The following is a 16915-nucleotide window of genomic DNA, read 5'->3' as shown; positions in this document are numbered from 1 at the left end:
CCGGCGAGGAAGCCCAGCCCTGACTCGAATCATGCCGTTGGCCCCCCATCAGGCCCGGACAGCGCGTTAGGCCCAGAAAGGCCGGTCCGATTCTGTCCACCGGACGGCCGGATGGAGGCGATCACCCACATTTGTCACCCGAATGAGTGAGGTGACGCGGGAAAGCGACGGGGGCACGGGGGCTGGCCCCCGTGCCCCCATGCCCCTGGGCGCCCTAACTACGCAGCACCGCTCCCGTGCGCTCGCCCGCGAGGGCGACCGCCGCGTCCCGGGCCGCCGACGCCTCGTCCACGGTCAGCGTGCGATCCGCGGCCCGGAAGCGCAGCGCGTACGCCAGCGACTTCCGCCCGTCGCCCAACTGCTCCGCGTTCTCGTACACGTCGAACAGCCGGATGCCCTCCAGGAGTTCACCCGCGCCCTCACGCAGCGCGGCCTCCACGTCGGCGTGCGGCACGAACGCGTCGACGACGAGCGCGACGTCCTGCGTGGCGACGGGGAACGTGGAGATGCTCGGCGCCTGCGGGGTGCTGTCCCCCACCTGCTCCAGGGCGTCCAGGTCGATCTCCATCGCGGCGGTCCGGGCCGGCAGCCCGAGCGCCTTGAGGACGCGCGGGTGCAGCTCACCGGCGTGGCCCACGACCCGCTCGGTGCCGTCGGCGACGACCACGAACTCGGCGCAGCGCCCGGGGTGCCAGGGGCCGTACTGGCCCTTGCGGACGACCAGTTCGGCACCGGCCTCGCGGGCGACCGCGCGACCGGCCTCGACGGTGTCGGCCCAGTCGGCCGGGCGGCCCTTGCCCCACCAGCCGGCCTGCTCACGGGCTCCGGCGACGACGACGGCGACGTGGCGCGGCTGCTCGGGCAGCGCGGCGTTCAGCGTCGCGATCTCCTCGTCGGTGGGCCGGCGGTCGACCGGCAGCGCGACGGCGACGCGCTGCTCCTCCCGGGGGAGGAAGACCAGGCCGGTCTCGAACAGGGCGAGGTCGTGCGTGCCCCGGCCGTCGTTGCGCCGCAGCGCGCCCAGCAGCCCCGGCAGCAGCGAGGTGCGCAGCGCGGGCTCCTCGTCGTTGAGCGGGTTGGTGAGCTTGACGACGCGGCGGGCCGGGTCGTCCGCCTCCAGACCGAGCTGGTCGAAGACCTGCTCGCCGGTGAAGGGGTAGTTGGGTGCCTCGACGTATCCGGCACCGGCCAGCGCCCGCCCGACCCGGCGGTGCAGCCGCTGCCGCTGGGTGAGGCCGCGCCCGGCCGGGGGCTTGGGCAGCGTGGAGGGCAGGTTCTCGTAGCCCTCCAGGCGGATGACCTCCTCCGCCAGATCGTTCGGGTCGGTGAGGTCGGGGCGCCAGGACGGCACGGTGACGATCAGCTCGTCCTGACCGTAGACGTCGCAGCCGACCTCCTGGAGGCGGCGTACGACGGTCTCGCGGCCGTACTCGACGCCCGCGACCTTGTCCGGGTGGTCCGCCGGGATCGTGATCGTGCGGGGTGCGGACGGGGCGATCACCTCGGTGACGCCCGCGTCGGCGGTGCCGCCCGCGAGGAGCACGAGCAGGTCCACGGTGCGCTGGGCGGCGGCGGCCGCGGCCAGCGGGTCGACGCCGCGCTCGAAGCGACGCGACGCCTCCGACGACAGCTTGTGCCGGCGGGCCGTGCGCGCGATGGCGACCTGGTCGAAGTGGGCGGCCTCGATGACGACGTCGGTGGAGGCGTTCCCACCGTTCTCGGTGGCGTCGTGGTCGGCGATCTCGGTGTTGGCGCCGCCCATGACACCGGCGAGGCCGATGGGGCCGCGCTCGTCGGTGATGACCAGGTCCTCGGCGTGCAGGGTGCGGGTGGTGCCGTCGAGGGTGACGATCTTCTCGCCCTCCTCGGCCCGGCGGACGCCGATCGTGCCCTGGACGAGGGAGCGGTCGTAGGCGTGCAGGGGCTGGCCGAGCTCCATCATCACGTAGTTGGTGATGTCGACGGCGAGGGAGATCGGACGCATGCCGACCTTCTGCAGCCGGCGCTTGAGCCAGATCGGGGAGCGCGCCTCGGGGTCGAGACCGGTGACGGTGCGGGCCGTGAAGCGGTCGCAGCCGAGCGGGTCGGACACCTGGACGGGGTGGCCGAACGCGTTCGGGCCAGGGACGTCGAGGAGTGCCGGGTCGCGCAGCGGCAGACCGTAGGCGATGGCGGTCTCGCGGGCGACGCCGCGGATCGACAGGCAGTAGCCGCGGTCCGGTGTGACGGCGATGTCGAGCACCTCGTCGACCAGCTCCAGGAGCTCGATCGCGTCCTTGCCGACCTCGGTCTCCGGCGGCAGCACGATGATGCCCTTGGTGCCGTCGTCGCCCATGCCCAGCTCGTCGCTGGAGCAGATCATGCCGTGCGAGTTGCGGCCGTAGGTCTTGCGGGCCGAGATCGCGAAGCCGCCGGGCAGTTCGGCGCCCGGGAGGACCACGACGACCTTGTCGCCGACGGCGAAGTTGCGTGCGCCGCAGACGATCTCCTGGGGCTCGCCGGTGCCGTTGGCGGTGCCGACGTCGACGGTGCAGAAGCGGATGGGCTTCTTGAACTCCGTCAGCTCCTCGATGGTCAGCACCTGACCGACGACGAGGGGGCCCTTGAGGCCGTCGCCGAGCTGCTCGACCGTCTCGACCTCCAGGCCGGCCGAGATGAGCTTGGCCTGGACGTCACGACCTGTCTCGGTGGCCGGCAGGTCGACGTACTCCCGCAGCCAGGAAAGCGGGACCCGCATCAGATCTCCATCCCGAACGGCCGGGTGAACCGGACGTCACCCTCGACCATGTCTCGCATGTCTTCGACGTTGTGGCGGAACATCAGCATCCGCTCGATGCCGAACCCGAAGGCGAATCCGCTGTACTTCTCGGGGTCGACACCGCAGGCGGTGAGCACCCGCGGGTTGACCATGCCGCAGCCGCCGAGCTCGATCCAGCCCTCGCTGGAGCAGGTCCGGCAGGGGCGGTCGGGGTTGCCGACGGAGGCGCCCTTGCAGACGTAGCAGAGCATGTCCATCTCTGCGGACGGCTCGGTGAACGGGAAGAAGTTCGGCCGGAGCCGGGTCTTCATGCCCTCGCCGAACAGCGACTGGACCATGTGGTCGAGGGTGCCCTTGAGGTCGGCCATGGTCAGGCCCTCGTCCACGGCGAGCAGCTCGACCTGGTGGAAGACCGGGGTGTGCGTGGCGTCCAGCTCGTCGGTGCGGTACACGCGGCCGGGACAGATCACGTACACCGGCAGCTCACGGTCGAGCAGGGAGCGGATCTGCACGGGCGAGGTGTGGGTGCGCAGGACCACGCCGGACTCGGTGCCGCCCTCGGGGCCCTGCACGAAGAAGGTGTCGGCCTCGCCCCGGGCCGGGTGGTCCGGGCCGATGTTGAGGGCGTCGAAGTTGAACCACTCGGCCTCGACCTGGGGGCCCTCGGCGACCTCGTAGCCCATGGCCACGAAGATGTCCTCGATGCGCTCCGACAGCGTGGTGAGCGGGTGGCGGGCGCCGGCCGGTACGCGGTCGTAGGGCAGCGTGACGTCCACCGCCTCCTCGACCAGCACCCGGGCGTCGCGCTCGGCCTCCAGCTCGCTCTGGCGGGCGGCGAGGCCCTTGTTCACCGCGCCCCGGGCCTGGCCGACGAGCTTGCCGGCGGCGGCCTTGGCCTGCGGCGGCAGCGCGCCGATCTCGCGGTTGGCGAGGGCCAGCGGGGAGGTGCCCCCGGTGTGGGCGACCTTGGCCTCCTGGAGCGCGTCGAGGGAGTCCGCGGCGGCGAAGGCGGCGAGCGCCTCGTCCCGCATGCGCTCGATCTCTTCCGGTTTCAAGGCCTCGACCTCTACAGGGTCGTACGACTTATTCGGTGCCGACATCTCTTCCCGTGCTTCCGATTGGCTGGCGGATGGTCCCCGTACCGACTCGTGGACAGATCGTCACGGTTTTTGGGACACAAAGGTGCCAAAGGCCGAGTCTAACGGGGTGGAGGGCTTGCGAACGCGCCCGTGGTGCTCAGGCCAGGTAGGCCGGTGCCGCCACGGGCAACGTAAATCGGAACTCGGCGCCGCCGCCGGGGGCGCGTCCGACGGTGATGGTGCCGCCGTGGGCTTCGACGATGCCCTTGACGATGTACAGCCCGAGACCGGTGCCGCCGCGCTTGCTGCCCCGCCAGAAGCGGGTGAAGACGCGGTTCATGGACTCCTCCGGGATGCCACTGCCCTCGTCGCTCACCGTGACCGACGTGCCGGTGTCCTCCCCCTCCCGGGGAGACACCGTGGGCGTGACGTCAATCGTGACGGTTCCCTCGCCGTGCCGCACCGCATTTTCCAGCAGGTTGCTCAGCACCTGGTCGATCTTGTCGGGGTCCGCCCACAGAGCGGGGAGCGGCTGCTCCACGCGCAGCAGGAACCGGTCGGCGGGCTGTCCGGCGGCGACGTACGCCTGGATGTGCCGTCCGACGGCGGCACCGATGTCGACGGGCTGCCTGCGCACCTCCAGCCGCCCGGAGTCGATCCGCGAGATGTCGAGCAGCTCGGCGATGAGCCGGGTGACGCGGTTGGCGTCGGCGTCGACGGTCTCCAGCATCAGCTTCTTCTGGTCGTCCGTGAACCGCTCCCACTTGGCGAGCAGCGTCGCGGTGAACCCCTTGACCGACGTCAGGGGTGAGCGCAGCTCGTGGGCCACGGTGGCGATGAGTTCGGCGTGGCTGCGTTCGGTGCGGCGCCGGGCCTCGGTGTCGCGCAGGGAGACGACGACGCGGCGGACGGGGCCGGTGGGTTCGGTACGGATGTAGCGGGCCGATACCAGGATCTCGCGCGCCCCGGGCAGCAGCAGGTTCCGCTCGGGCTGCCCGACCCGGATGGCGAGCCCCCCGTAGGGGTCGGTCAGCTGCCACCAGCGGCGCCCTTCGAGGTCCTCTAAGGGGAGGGCCCGTTCGAGGTGTCGGCCGAGGGCGTCGGCGGCGGGGGTGGCGGTGATCCGGGCGGCGGCGGCGTTGAAGCAGATCACGCGGCCGTTCTCGTCGGCCACGACCAGTCCGTCGGGGAGGTCGTCGGGGTCGATGCCCAGTTCGGCGAGATCGCCCTGCCGGGCCGCGGATGCGGCGAGCACGTCCCGTGCCACCGGTGTGCTGCTCGTGCCGACCCTCATCCCCGTACCCCACCTCTCGCGTTGTGCAGTGGGCCCCCGAGCCCGTCACCCTACTAGCTGGGCGTGACGGTGCGGCACCCTCCGAAGGCGCGCTGTGCACGGGCGGACGCGTAGAGACATACGGCGGCGGCGGTCGCCAGGTTCAGGCTTTCCGCCTTTCCGTGGATCGGTACGCGGACGACGGCGTCGGCCAGCTCCCGGGTCTCCTCGGGCAGCCCCCAGGCCTCGTTGCCGAACACCCAGGCCGTGGGCCCGCCCATGGTGCCCTTGTCCAGCTCGGCGTCGAGGTCGTCGTCGCCGGCGCCGTCGGCTGCGAGGACGCGTACGCCGATGTCCTTGAGTCCCGCGACGGCCTCTTCCACGGGTACGCCGACGGCCACCGGCAGATGGAACAGCGACCCGACGGAGGCGCGCACGGCCTTGGGGTTGTAGAGGTCCACGGAGGCGTCGGTGAGCACGACGGCCTCCGCTCCGGCGGCGTCGGCGCACCGCAGTACGGTGCCGGCGTTGCCGGGGTCGCGGACGTGGGCGAGTACGGCGACGAGCTTGGGGCGGCTCTGGAGGATCTCCTCGAAGGGGGTGTCCAGGAACCGGCAGACCCCGACGAGTCCCTGCGGGGTGACCGTCGTGGAGATGTCGGCGATGACGGCCTCGTCGGCGAGGTGGACGCGTGCGCCGACGGCGCGGGCGGCTCCGACGATGTCGGCGTACCGCTCCGCGGCGTCGACCGTGACGAACAGCTCGACCAAGGTGTCCGCGCGCCCGGTGGCCTCCCGGACGGCCTGCGGGCCCTCCGCCAGGAACAGCCGGTCCTTCCCCCGGAAGTTCCGCTTCGCCAGCCGACGGGCCGCGGCGACGCGGGCGGACCGGGGGGAGATCAACTCGGGGACGGCGGGCATGGGTCACCTTTTGGATCGGAGGCTCGGGGGGTTCGGGTGCGTTGTCGGGCGCGGGTGCGTGGGGGCTGGTCGCGCAGTTCCCCGCGCCCCTGAAAAGCAGGGGCTGGGCTTTCAGGGGCGCGGGGAACTGCGCGAGAAGCCCCACCGGCCCGCGCCCGACAACGCACCCGAAAAACACCCGGACCCGCAGGCGGCAAGCACCTGCGGGTCCGGTTCACATCTCACACGGCTCAGCCAGCGCGAGCGTCACGCCGCCTTGGGCGCGTTCACGTCCGCCGGCAGCGCCTTCTGCGCGACCTCGACCAGCGCGGCGAAGGCCGTGGCGTCGTTGACGGCCAGCTCGGCGAGGATCTTGCGGTCCACCTCGATGTTGGCGGCCTTCAGACCCTGGATGAGGCGGTTGTACGTCATGCCGTTCTGGCGGGCCGCAGCGTTGATGCGCTGGATCCACAGCTGACGGAAGTCGCCCTTGCGCTTCTTGCGGTCGTTGTAGTTGTAGACCAGCGAGTGGGTGACCTGCTCCTTGGCCTTGCGGTACAGGCGCGAACGCTGACCGCGGTAGCCGGAGGCCTGCTCGAGGATCGCCCGGCGCTTCTTGTGGGCGTTGACTGCCCGCTTGACGCGTGCCACTTGTTAACTCCTTGTAGCGGGGCCGTGGTTGTCGTCACACGACCCGAAATCGATGGGGTCCCGGTCCTGACGTACGGCGCGCGGAGATCGACGGACGATCGGGCGCCGTCGCGTCACTTGCCGAGAAGCTTCTTGATCTTCGCGGCGTCGCCCGGGGCCATCTCGGCGTTGCCGGTGAGGCGACGCGTCACGCGGGACGACTTGTGCTCGAGCAGGTGGCGCTTGCCGGCGCGCTCACGGAGCACCTTGCCGGAGCCGGTGACCTTGAAGCGCTTGCTGGCACCGCTGTGCGACTTGTTCTTCGGCATAGCGCCGTTCTCTCCTCGTCAGTGGCGCTCCGGTGCCCGGTCGCGAAACCGGGCACGACGGAACGTCATTTCTATCGGTTGACACCCTGGACCGGTGTCCAGGGCTTCCCCCGGACTCGCGTCCCGGGGACTTACGCCTCGGCAGGCTCCTCGGCCGGCGCCTCGACCTCGACGTGCTCGATCTCGGCGGCGTTCTGCGACTTGCCGGGGTTGGCCTTCGCTTCCGCCTTCCGGGCTTCCTGAGCCTGACGGGCCTCGGCCATCGCCTCGGTCTTCTTCTTGTGCGGACCGAGGACCATGATCATGTTGCGGCCGTCCTGCTTCGGGTTCGACTCGACGAACCCGAGGTCCTGGACGTCCTCCGCGAGACGCTGCAGCAGTCGGTAGCCCAGCTCGGGCCGGGACTGCTCGCGACCACGGAACATGATCGTGATCTTGACCTTGTCGCCCTGCTTGAGGAACCGGACGACGTGACCCTTCTTGGTGTCATAGTCGTGCGGGTCGATCTTCGGCCGGAGCTTCATCTCCTTGATGACCGTGTGCGCCTGGTTCTTGCGCGCCTCACGGGCCTTCATGGCCGACTCGTACTTGAACTTCCCGTAGTCCATGAGCTTGCAGACCGGCGGACGGGCGTTCGCGGCCACCTCGACGAGATCGAGGTCGTACTCCTGCGCAAGCTCCAGGGCCTTGGCAAGCGGAACAATCCCGACCTGCTCGCCGCTGGGACCGACAAGTCGCACCTCGGGAACGCGAATCCGGTCGTTGATGCGGGGCTCGGCGCTGATGGATCCTCCTCGGTAGCACCACACGACGGTCTGGCGGACCGCCGCGTCATGTCTGGTTGACATAAGGACCAACCACCGGGAGCCATGAAAAATGCCCCGGACGGAACACAGGCGGGGCTCCATGTACTGCCGGAGCACCGCCGCGGGTGTGCCGCGGGGCGCAGTATCGGACGACTCCACCGTCCGTACGGAACGGTGGGGGCCGTCTGACCGGGTGACCTGCCGTCCCGGAGGACAGTCAGGTGGGAGTGCGGAGCCTCCACTTGCGGGCCGGGCACACAGGTGTCCAGCCGGTCTTTGACACCACCATACCGGGTTCAAACCTGACGTGCCAATCGGGCCGCGGCGGGCTCCCGCAGGTCGGGGGGTACGTGGCGGGGCCTATCGTGTGGGGCATGAGTGAGACCCCTCCTGAGAACCCCGACTTCGACTCGATGACCCGCGACATCGCCGAGGTCCCCGCGGTCGAGGTGATCGTGACGGTCGCCGTCAACCTGATGAGCGCCGCCGCGGTGAAGCTCGGCCTGACCGAGGAGGGCGACAAGTACAAGGACCTGGACGAGGCCCGCAAGCTGGTCACCGCCCTCGCCGGTCTGCTGGACGCGTCCGCGACCGAGATCAGTTCCTTCCACGCGGCCCCGCTGCGCGACGGCCTGAAGTCGCTGCAGCTGGCGTTCCGCGAGGCGTCGCTCGTCCCGGACGAGCCGGGCCAGGGCCCGGGCGAGAAGTACACGGGCCCGGTCTACGGCTGACCGTCGGCCGTCCCCGACGGCTGCGCCCGTACGTACAGGGGCTCGCCCGGTGGTGTCGCCCCGGCCGGCAGCAGTGCCAGGTCGAGGCCGCGCACCAGGCGGGCCCTCAGTGTGTCGTCGGCGGCGAGGCGTCCGGCGACGGACTGCGCGGTCTCGGCCGGGGGCGCGGTCGCGTCGAGGACGAGCGCGAGGGTGCCGTCGGCCCGGCCGGGGCCGAGGTGGGCGCGGAGCACGGCCGGCTCGGCGGCGACGGCGGAGCGCACCGCGTCCAGGACGGCGGGGTCGGCGAGCGGGTCGGTGGTGGTGCGGCCCTCGGCGAGCGCGAGCAGGGCGCGGCCGGTCAGCTCGTAGGGGACGGGGCCGGCCAGGTCCAGGACGATCGTGTCGGCCTTCTCGTGCGCGGCGGCCTGCAGGGCCTGGTGCAGCGGTACGGCGACGGGGCGGGCGGCGGGGTCCCAGCGGGCGAGGCTGTCGGTGGAGGTGAAGGCGGGCAGCGCGGTGCGGCCGCCGGCCTTGAGGGTGGGCACCGCCATCTCGCTGGTCTTCTCGCGGCGCAGCCCGTTCTCGTCCACCTCGACCTCGCCGAGCACGGCCACGACGGGCACGAGCAGTCGGGCACCCTTGAGCGCTTCGAGGACAGGGCCCACGGCGGTCCGGTCGTCGGCCCAGGCGACGAGCGCGGCGCTCAGCCGGGGGTCGGCGGAACCGTCGTCGTCGGAGAAGCCGGGGTCGGGAATGTTCTTGTTCGCCACGGTCGTCGACCCTATCGGGGGAAGTCTCCTGGGCGTTCGGCAGGCCGGAAACGTGGCTGTCACCTGACTCACGGTTTTCTCAGTCATCCCTGACAACCATCTAACAAGCGCCTAACCACACGCACAGCCCGGCGCAGAACCATCGCGGCATGCCCTCTCGCCGAGCCCAGCGCCGCGCCCGTACGTCCGGGCGCCGTCCGCTCCTCCACCTCGCGCTCGCCTCTCTCGTCCTGGTGGGCGGCACGGCCACGGGGACGGTGTTCATGCGGGCCCAGGCGCACGACGGCCGCGTTCCCGCCGTATCGTCGTCGGGGCCGCCGACACCCTCGGCGGTGGTCGCTGAGGAGGCGTCGGTGGAACCGGTGGCGGCACCCGAGGTGGATCACGCCGAACTGCTCGCGACGGCCCTGGCGGAGGTGACCGTCGAGGACGGGGCGGCGGTGTCCGTGGCCGTGCTCGACGTGGCGTCCGGCGACTCGGCCGGGTACGGGGACGCCCGGTTCGACACCGCAAGCATCGTCAAGCTGGACATCCTCGCGGCACTGCTGCTCCAGGCGCAGGACGCGGACCGGCGGCTCACCGCGCAGGAGAGGGCGTACGCCTCGGCGATGATCCGCGACAGCGACAACGTCTCCGCGACGGCGCTGTGGAAGGCCATCGGGCAGGCGGCGGGCCTGGACGCGGCGAACGAGCGGTTCGGGCTGACGGCGACCGCGGGCGGCGACGGGCTGTACTGGGGCCTCACCCAGACCACGGCGGCCGATCAGCTCGTCCTGCTCCGGCAGGTGTTCGGGGACGACGACAGCTCCGAGCTGAGCGAGGCCTCACGGGCGTACGTCCAGGATCTGATGGGGCGGATCGCCGAGGGCCAGGACTGGGGTGTCTCGGCTGCGGCGACGGGCGGGGCCTCGGGGTCCGGCTTCGCCCTGAAGAACGGGTGGCTGCCCCGTACCGCCACCGGGTTGTGGGACATCAACAGCGTCGGCCGCGTCTCGGTGGACGGGCGGGACTATCTGGTCGCCGTGGTGTCCGACGGCCACTCGACGAAGGCGAAGGGAATCTCGTCGGTCGAGGCGGCGGCGAAGGCGGCGGTGTCGATCTTCGCGGACACGGAAGGCGCCGACGTGGCGGACGCGGCCGGCGCCTCGTAGCGCGGGGCGTCAGACGATGAACTCGTCGGGTCGGCCGCGACCCCGGCCGCGCCAGATCACCACCGCGGTGATCAGCAGGACCACGCCGAGGCCGCCCGCGGCGGGGGCCGTCCAGCCGGCGGTGGGGTCCTCCTCCTCGACCGGGTCCGGGCCGGAGCCGAAGTACTTGCCGCCGTACGACGCGGCCTCGAGGTCGTCGGGCGTGAGCTTGCCACCCTCCTCGATGGCGGCGGCCGGGTCGACGAAGCCGAAGCCCCGGGAGTCGTCGCGACCACCCACCGGCGCCTCGCGGGCGGTGTCCTCCAGGAGGCGTTTGACCTGGGCGGGGCTCAGGCCAGGGTGGGCCGCCCTGACGAGGGCGACTGCGCCGGAGACGAAGGCCGCGGCGGCGCTGGTGCCCCAGCCCTCGTAGTACTTGCGGTCCGGGTCGGCGATGACGACGTGCATGCCGGGGGCGCTGACGGTGGCGTACCAGCGGCGGGTGGAGAACGGGGCGCGGTCGCCGTCCTCGTCGACCGCGGTCACCGCTATCACGCCCGGGTAGGCCGCGGGGTAGGAGACGTGGTCGCCCTTCTCGCCACCGTTGCCGGCCGAGGCGACGACGATCGAGCCCTTCGCCAGGGCGTACTGGACGGCGGCGTCCTCGGAGGGCTCGGGGTGGGCGGACTCGGAGTCGTCGCCGAGGGAGAGGTTGATGACGTCGACGCCCTGGTCGGCGGCCCAGCGGATGCCGTCGGCGAGGGCGTTGCCCCGGGTGCTGCGGGCCTCGGAGCGGGCCGGGTCGCCGTCCTCGAGGATGACGCGGACGGGGAGGATCTTGGCCTCGGGAGCGATGCCGAGGACGCCTTCGGAGCGGTTCACGCCGTGTCCGTGTCCGGCGATGATGCCGGCCATGGCGGTGCCGTGCCGGGCCCAGGAGCGGTCGCCGCGCGAGGCCCCGAAGCCGACCATGTCCTTGGTCGGCAGGACGTTGCCGGCCAGGTCGGGGTGTTCGTCGTCGACGCCCGTGTCGAGCACGGCGACCGTGATCCCGGCGCCCTTCGTCGTACGCCACGCCTCCTGCGTGCGCATCGCGTCCAACGCCCACTGCTGGTCCCGGATGCCGTCGGCATGCGCGGCGGTGGACGGAAGGAGCGCCAGGGAGGCGGCGAGGGGCACGCTGAGCAGGCCGGTCCGCAGACGCCGACGCGGTCCGCGTCGACCGACGTCGGCGGCGCCCAGGCGGGCGTCGGCCCGCGGTGCTGCCGCCTCCCTCGTCGGCCGCACGTTTCCGACCGCCCCCGTCGGCGCTTCCACCCGCCCCGTCCGCTCCGTCTCCTCGGCGGTCGGTGCGACGGTGAAGGTCTCGGCCCGCCCGTCCGGCCGGGCGGGTACGGCGGTCTCGGGTTTGTCGGCTTTCATGAGGGCTGCTCCGTGGCGGACGCGGCGGTCTTGCGCAGGCCGCGTTCGATGCGGTCGGCGAGGCCCTTGGCCTCGTGGCCGAGACCTGACTGGGCGGGGGCGGTGGTGGCACCGGGCTTCATCGCGTCCGCGGCGGCCTGCGGATCGGTGACGGTGCGGCCGTCGGCGAAGCCGGAGACGGCGTAGACGACCACGGGGACGTCGGTGAGGACGGAGATCGTCCAGGAGGCCCGCTGGTCGTCACCGAAGCCGGCGGCGACGGTGTCCTCGGCGGCGTACGGGCGGGGCATCAGATCGGTCCGGCGGTCGAGGCCGTCCTTCGCGAAACGGGCCCTGAGCGCGGTCATGGCGGCGGCGTCCGTCTTGGTGAACAGCAGGCCGACGGTGGTGACGTTGCTGCGGGTCGCGTCGGTGTAGGTGGCGCGCAGCAGCCGCAGGCAGCCGACCGGGGCGAGGGCCTTGCGCAGCAGCGGATCGAAGGCGTCGGCGCAGCCGCTGTCGGGCGCGACGGCGATCCGGGTCCAGGTGCGGTCGGTGCCACCGGGTCCGGCGCCCTCGCCCTGGACGGTGGGCGGGAACAGCGCGTCGACGGGTACGCCGTGCCACAGCTCGCCGGCCGTGGCGAAGGTGGTGCGGGAGTCGTCCGCCCCCGCGTCCCCGGTGAGCCAACTCCCGGCCGCCGCACCGCCGATGAGTCCCATGCCGAGCACCACGCACGCTGCCACGGCCGCCGCCCGCGCCTTGGTGGGCCGGGGTGTGCGCCGTCCGTCGTGCGGGTCCGGCGGCGTCCAGGCAGAGGTGTCCGGCTGCGCGAACGTCACGAAGGGTCGCCCGGAAGACGTTCCGAGCACGCCGTCGAGGGCCTCGGCCGACCGCCGGGAGGAACTCGACGGAGGCTGCCAGCCACCGGGGGGCTCGGGGGTGAGGGGCCGCGGCCGGGGAGTCCCCTCGGGGCCGGCCTCCTCGGGCAGCGGACGTCGGCGGGGCGAGGCCGGGGGCGGCACGGTGCCTCCGGGAGCCGGTACGCGGTCGCGCCGCGCCGACGTCGGGGACTGTTCGGGCGGGCGGGGTGACGAGCCGTGGCGGTCGGCGGGACGGGACGGACCACCCTCGGGGACACGCCCGGCGGAACGCGGGGGTGCGCCGTCGGCGGAGGTCCCCGAAGGGCCGGTGTGCCAGGAGGCGCGGTCGCCGAGGGGCGCGCCCGGGTCACCGGCTCGGGCGCCCGAGGCCTGCGCGGCAGCGGCCGTACGGCGTCCGGTGTCGTGCGCGGCGGGTGGGGAATCGGGGAAGCGGGCCGAGGCCGGGGGCGGGGTGTCGTCCGGGCGCCGGGCGGCCGGCGGCTCGTCCGGGAAGCGGGCGGACGCCGCGGGCGGCCCGTCCGGGAAACGGGTCGCGGTGGGCGGCTGGGTGTTCGGGTAACGGGTCCGGGCCGCTCGTCGGTCGTCACGGGAAGGGGGCGGCGTCGCCGGAGGCGTGTCCGGGAAACGGGCGGAGGCCGCCGGGGGCGGCGGCGGGGTGGCGGGGGCGCCGGTGTTCTGGTTCGCGGTGCGTCGGAAGTCGGAGAAGCGCGGGTGTTCGGCGCGGCGCTGGCCGCCACCACCGTCCGCGACGGAGCTCCGCCCGGCGCTCTGCCCGAACGACTGACCGGAACCTCGCGTGGGACCACGCCCGTTGATGCCCTGCCCGGAGTCGCGCCCAGGACCACGACCGGTCGCCGCCTGCCCGGCGCTCCGGGCGGGAGTCTGCTCCGTCGCCTCACCCGAACCGTGCGCCGGGTTGCGCCCGTTCGTCTGGCCGGAGCCGTGGCCGGGGCGCTGGGTGGTCGGCTGTCGGGAGCCTCGCATGGGGTCCGCGTGACCGGCCGCCGAGCCGGAGCTTCGGGCGCGGGAGGGCCTTGACTCGCCCGGACCGCCGGAACTCCGGCCGTTCTCACCGGTGTTCGGCGATTCCGCCGCACCCGGGTGCCGTACGTCCCGTGCCGTGCCCGGCGTCGACGGGGGCGCCGAGGCCGGACGGGGCGGGGTGCCGGGTCGTGCGGGCGCACCCGCCACCGGCGGCCGCTGCGGGCGGTGCGGCACGGTCGTCCCGCCCCCGGCGGAGGGCGCGCGATCGGGGCGGGGCGGCAGCGCCGAGGAGCCGCCCGTCGGACCGGAGCCGAGCGGAGGAAGGGCTCCCTGCGTTCCGGAGGCCGCCCGGTCCGACCCGGACGCCCGCCTCGCCGACGGCACCGATCCCGATCCGCCGTCCGCGGCCGGCCGCGCTCCCTGGCCGCCACCGGCCGATGGACGCGATCCCGAGCCACCTGTCGTGGTCGGCCCCCTGCCCGGTGTCTGCCGGTCCGAAGCGGTCTCGCGGGACGGCGGCCGGTTCGGGGCGGCCGGGTACGTGGTGTCCGGTGCCGGGGTGGTCGGGTACGTGGTGTCCGTCGGGGTGCCCGGCGTCGCGGCCGACGGGTCCTGGCCCGGTGGTATGGAGGGGCGGGGTGGGACCGGGGGGCGTGGGGGAATGGAGGCGCGACGCGCTTCCGTGCTCATGCACCCCCCGTTTCCTCGTCCCTTGCAGACCCGGAGGTCGTCGTTTCCCGCCGACCCGGAGGTCGTCGTTCCGGCAGACCCGACGGTCGTCCGGGTGACCGACCACCCGTGGGGAGCGGTCGTCGCGCATACCGTGGGAGTCGCCCGACGACGGCCCGCCGACACCTCGGGCAAGCCATACCCGTGGCAGCGGATCGGCATCCCCGTCGAGGTCGTCCCTGCGTGCGCGTCACTCTACGGGTTGGCCCCGGTCGAACGGGAACCAGTCGGCGGGACCGCGGCTTTAGCCCGGAACGTCCCCCTACCCTGCGGTAATCATGTCTGGCAGGCTTCGTGCATGACTGCGCGCGCCGCCGACCGGGCCCGGTACGACCGGGCCACAGCTCATCTCGACGCCCCTGTGGCGATCGTCGACCTCGACGCCTTCGACGCCAACGCGGACGACCTCGTCGGCAGGGCCGGCGGCAAGCCGATCCGCGTCGCGAGCAAGTCCGTTCGCTGCCGGGCGCTGCTGGAGCGGGTCCTGGCCCGTGAGGGTTTCCAGGGCATCATGTCGTTCACCCTCGACGAGTCCCTGTGGCTGGCCCGTTCCGGGTTCGACGACGTCCTGCTGGCCTACCCGTCGGCCGACCACGCGGCGTTCGCCGAACTGGCGGGCGACCCCAAGCTCGCCGCCGCGGTGACCGTGATGGTCGACGACCCGGCCCAGCTCCAGCTGATCGACAACTCGCGACGCGGCGGCACCGAAGTCGTCCGGGTCTGCCTGGAGTTGGACACCTCGCTGAAGCTGCTCGGCGGACGGGTGCGCGTCGGCGCCCTGCGCTCCCCGTTGCACTCCCCCGCGCAGGTCGGCGAGATGGCCCGCGCCGTGGCCGAGCGCCCGGGGTTCAAGCTGGTCGGGATCATGGCGTACGAGGGTCATGTCGCCGGTGTCGGTGACTCGGTGGCCGGGCGGCCGTTCCGGTCGCGTGCCATCCGGCTGATGCAGGCCACCGCGAAGAAGGAGCTGGCCGCGCGGCGGGCCGAAGTGGTGCGCGCCGTCCGGCGGGTGGCGCCGGACCTGGAGTTCGTGAACGGCGGCGGCACGGGCAGTGTGCAGCACACGGCGGCCGAGGACGCGGTCACCGAGATCGGCGCGGGGTCCGGGCTGTACGTGCCTCGGCTCTTCGACAACTACACCTCGTTCACGGGGCGTCCGGCCGCGCTGTTCGCGATGCCCGTCGTACGACGCCCGGGTGTCGGCGTCGTCACCGTCCTGGGCGGCGGCTACCCGGCCTCCGGTGCGCCCGGCCGCGACCGGCTGCCGGTGCCGTACTTGCCGGAGGGCCTGAAGTACGACCCGCAGGAGGGTCCGGGGGAGGTGCAGACCCCGCTGCTCGGCGCGCCCGCCGACGATCTGCTGCTCGGGGACAAGGTGTGGTTCCGGCACGCCAAGGCCGGTGAGCTGTGCGAGCGGTTCGACGTGCTGCACCTGGTGGAGGGCGACGAGGTGACGGCGACCGTGCCGACGTACCGGGGCGAGGGTCACACGTTCCTGTAGGTCCGGGGGACCGGGAGCCCGGGCTCGGGTTCCCGGGGCCTCGCCCGGGGGATCACGAGGGTCCGAGGCTGCTGCCCACTCCCCCGCCCGTGTCGGTGTCCGCGTCGACCGCCGGCCGGATGCCCTCGACGATCTCGTCGATGTCGTCGAGCGGGGGGCCGTCGTCGCCCGCGTCGAGGGCGAACCGGACCAGGACCGGGGCCTCGGAGCCACTGCTGGAGGGGAAGACGAGGGACTGGACGTAGCCGCCGGCCCCGGCCCCGGTCGTCACCCGCCAGCGCACGTAGTAGCCGGCGCGGCCCGCGACGGCGACCGAACCGGAACCGACGACCTCGTGACCCGTGATGCCGTCGTACGGCTGCTGCTCCAGGGCGTCGCGGTCGAAGGCGTCGTTCGCGGCGTCCGCGATGTCGTTCTCGGCGAGGATCTTCGGCGAGGTCTCGTCACTGCCGGTGACGGTCCGTGAGACGACGACGCCACCGCGGCAGACACTGCCCTCGCCGGGGCAGTCGAAGGTGCCGTCGGTGACGAGGACGGCGTCCTCCTCACCGGATCGGTCGCCGTTCTCCCAGCCGTCGGGGATCGGGAACGAGATGCCGTTGAGGCCGTCCACGACGACGTCGGCGTCCCCGGAGGGGGACGGGGTGGCGGGCTTCGTCGGTGACGGGCTGTCCTCGGCCTCGGAGGTCGGGGACGCGGTGGTGGTCCTCGTCTGCCGGCCGCCGTCGCCGTCCTCGCCCAGCAGCAGGACGCCGCCGGTGACCGCCCCGGCCACCAGGACGGCTCCGACGGCGGCCAGGGCCACGGCCCTGGTGCGGCCGGGGCCCCGGCGCGCGGGCGGCTGGGGCTGGAGCACCGGCGGCACGGGCTGTTCCGGCTGGCGCCGGTGGTCGGTCCACGTGGTCCCGTCCCACCAGCGTTCGGTGAGCGGGTAGGACGGGTCGCGATACCAGCCGGGGGGCGGCGAACTGCTCATCCCGGCACTCTAATCACACCGGCGGGGTCGGTGTTCCGGTCGTCGGGGATGTG

At 73.0% G+C, this 16915-nt stretch carries 14 protein-coding genes; 3 read left to right on the top strand and 11 right to left on the bottom strand.

What is annotated here, in order from left to right; genetic code table 11:
• Nucleotides 1-214 precede the first annotated feature (214 nt).
• The 7 genes from pheT to infC all read right to left on the bottom strand — a co-directional run bounded on the left by pheT (nucleotide 215) and on the right by infC (nucleotide 7777).
• Complete coding sequence (gene pheT / locus K1J60_RS36385; protein WP_220649922.1) at nucleotides 215-2737, bottom strand: phenylalanine--tRNA ligase subunit beta; 2523 nt, start codon at nucleotides 2735-2737, stop codon at nucleotides 215-217.
• Nucleotides 2737-3858, bottom strand: a complete 1122-nt coding sequence (gene pheS / locus K1J60_RS36380) for a phenylalanine--tRNA ligase subunit alpha (protein ID WP_220649921.1) — start codon at nucleotides 3856-3858, stop codon at nucleotides 2737-2739. The genes pheT and pheS overlap by 1 nt, the downstream gene beginning before the upstream one ends.
• A gap of 136 nt (nucleotides 3859-3994) precedes the next feature.
• Nucleotides 3995-5131: a sensor histidine kinase gene (locus K1J60_RS36375; protein WP_220649920.1), complete on the bottom strand. Its 1137-nt coding sequence runs from the start codon at nucleotides 5129-5131 to the stop codon at nucleotides 3995-3997.
• Between the two features lie 53 nt (nucleotides 5132-5184).
• The gene (locus tag K1J60_RS36370) at nucleotides 5185-6030 is read right to left on the bottom strand and encodes a TrmH family RNA methyltransferase (protein WP_220649919.1); all 846 of its coding nucleotides are present in this window, start codon (nucleotides 6028-6030) and stop codon (nucleotides 5185-5187) included.
• 246 nt (nucleotides 6031-6276) lie between these two features.
• Complete coding sequence (gene rplT / locus K1J60_RS36365) at nucleotides 6277-6660, bottom strand: 50S ribosomal protein L20 (RefSeq protein ID WP_184896197.1); 384 nt, start codon at nucleotides 6658-6660, stop codon at nucleotides 6277-6279.
• 113 nt (nucleotides 6661-6773) lie between these two features.
• A complete protein-coding gene (rpmI, locus tag K1J60_RS36360; protein ID WP_004933563.1) occupies nucleotides 6774-6968 on the bottom strand; it encodes a 50S ribosomal protein L35 in 195 nt (64 codons plus the stop codon).
• A gap of 131 nt (nucleotides 6969-7099) precedes the next feature.
• Nucleotides 7100-7777 carry a translation initiation factor IF-3 gene (gene infC, locus K1J60_RS36355; RefSeq protein ID WP_220651865.1) on the bottom strand — a complete coding sequence of 226 codons (678 nt, stop codon included), beginning with the start codon at nucleotides 7775-7777 and terminating at the stop codon, nucleotides 7100-7102.
• A gap of 371 nt (nucleotides 7778-8148) precedes the next feature.
• On the opposite strand from infC, the gene K1J60_RS36350 reads away from it, so the two are divergent.
• On the top strand, nucleotides 8149-8505 hold the full coding sequence (locus K1J60_RS36350) for a DUF1844 domain-containing protein (protein ID WP_046919552.1): 357 nt from the start codon (nucleotides 8149-8151) through the stop codon (nucleotides 8503-8505).
• Here K1J60_RS36350 and K1J60_RS36345 read toward each other — a convergent pair.
• Nucleotides 8496-9257, bottom strand: a complete 762-nt coding sequence (locus K1J60_RS36345) for an SseB family protein (RefSeq protein ID WP_220649918.1) — start codon at nucleotides 9255-9257, stop codon at nucleotides 8496-8498. The genes K1J60_RS36350 and K1J60_RS36345 overlap by 10 nt on opposite strands.
• A gap of 149 nt (nucleotides 9258-9406) precedes the next feature.
• Here K1J60_RS36345 and K1J60_RS36340 point away from each other — a divergent pair, with 149 nt between their 5' ends.
• Nucleotides 9407-10408, top strand: a complete 1002-nt coding sequence (locus tag K1J60_RS36340; RefSeq protein WP_220649917.1) for a class A beta-lactamase-related serine hydrolase — start codon at nucleotides 9407-9409, stop codon at nucleotides 10406-10408.
• Between the two features lie 9 nt (nucleotides 10409-10417).
• Here K1J60_RS36340 and mycP read toward each other — a convergent pair whose 3' ends face one another.
• Together mycP and K1J60_RS46955 are read right to left on the bottom strand one after the other, a co-directional pair.
• Nucleotides 10418-11809, bottom strand: a complete 1392-nt coding sequence (gene mycP / locus K1J60_RS36335) for a type VII secretion-associated serine protease mycosin (RefSeq protein ID WP_259408068.1) — start codon at nucleotides 11807-11809, stop codon at nucleotides 10418-10420.
• Nucleotides 11806-13656: a hypothetical protein gene (locus tag K1J60_RS46955; protein WP_317619736.1), complete on the bottom strand. Its 1851-nt coding sequence runs from the start codon at nucleotides 13654-13656 to the stop codon at nucleotides 11806-11808. The genes mycP and K1J60_RS46955 overlap by 4 nt, the downstream gene beginning before the upstream one ends.
• Nucleotides 13657-14683: 1027 nt before the next feature.
• On the opposite strand from K1J60_RS46955, the gene K1J60_RS36325 reads away from it, so the two are divergent.
• On the top strand, nucleotides 14684-15886 hold the full coding sequence (locus K1J60_RS36325; RefSeq protein ID WP_220649916.1) for an amino acid deaminase/aldolase: 1203 nt from the start codon (nucleotides 14684-14686) through the stop codon (nucleotides 15884-15886).
• Between the two features lie 52 nt (nucleotides 15887-15938).
• Here the strand turns inward: K1J60_RS36325 and K1J60_RS36320 are convergent, their stop codons facing one another.
• Nucleotides 15939-16862: a DUF2510 domain-containing protein gene (locus K1J60_RS36320; RefSeq protein ID WP_220649915.1), complete on the bottom strand. Its 924-nt coding sequence runs from the start codon at nucleotides 16860-16862 to the stop codon at nucleotides 15939-15941.
• Nucleotides 16863-16915: the final 53 nt, after the last annotated feature.

The organism is Streptomyces akebiae (genome assembly GCF_019599145.1).
Classification (GTDB): Bacteria; Actinomycetota; Actinomycetes; order Streptomycetales; family Streptomycetaceae; genus Streptomyces; species Streptomyces akebiae.
Note: the sequence above shows the minus strand (reverse complement) of the source record. Positions and strands in the feature narration are given on the sequence as shown.

What these genes read in the sequence shown, in the direction of transcription:
- pheT (WP_220649922.1), bottom strand. Translation starts at nt 2,737, where the DNA reads ATGCGGGTCCCGCTTTCCTGGCTGCGGGAGTACGTCGACCTGCCGGCC.
- pheS (WP_220649921.1), bottom strand. Translation starts at nt 3,858, where the DNA reads ATGTCGGCACCGAATAAGTCGTACGACCCTGTAGAGGTCGAGGCCTTG.
- K1J60_RS36375 (WP_220649920.1), bottom strand. Translation starts at nt 5,131, where the DNA reads ATGAGGGTCGGCACGAGCAGCACACCGGTGGCACGGGACGTGCTCGCC.
- K1J60_RS36370 (WP_220649919.1), bottom strand. Translation starts at nt 6,030, where the DNA reads ATGCCCGCCGTCCCCGAGTTGATCTCCCCCCGGTCCGCCCGCGTCGCC.
- rpmI (WP_004933563.1), bottom strand. Translation starts at nt 6,968, where the DNA reads ATGCCGAAGAACAAGTCGCACAGCGGTGCCAGCAAGCGCTTCAAGGTC.
- K1J60_RS36350 (WP_046919552.1), top strand. Translation starts at nt 8,149, where the DNA reads ATGAGTGAGACCCCTCCTGAGAACCCCGACTTCGACTCGATGACCCGC.
- K1J60_RS36340 (WP_220649917.1), top strand. Translation starts at nt 9,407, where the DNA reads ATGCCCTCTCGCCGAGCCCAGCGCCGCGCCCGTACGTCCGGGCGCCGT.
- mycP (WP_259408068.1), bottom strand. Translation starts at nt 11,809, where the DNA reads ATGAAAGCCGACAAACCCGAGACCGCCGTACCCGCCCGGCCGGACGGG.
- K1J60_RS46955 (WP_317619736.1), bottom strand. Translation starts at nt 13,656, where the DNA reads ATGCGAGGCTCCCGACAGCCGACCACCCAGCGCCCCGGCCACGGCTCC.
- K1J60_RS36325 (WP_220649916.1), top strand. Translation starts at nt 14,684, where the DNA reads ATGACTGCGCGCGCCGCCGACCGGGCCCGGTACGACCGGGCCACAGCT.
- K1J60_RS36320 (WP_220649915.1), bottom strand. Translation starts at nt 16,862, where the DNA reads ATGAGCAGTTCGCCGCCCCCCGGCTGGTATCGCGACCCGTCCTACCCG.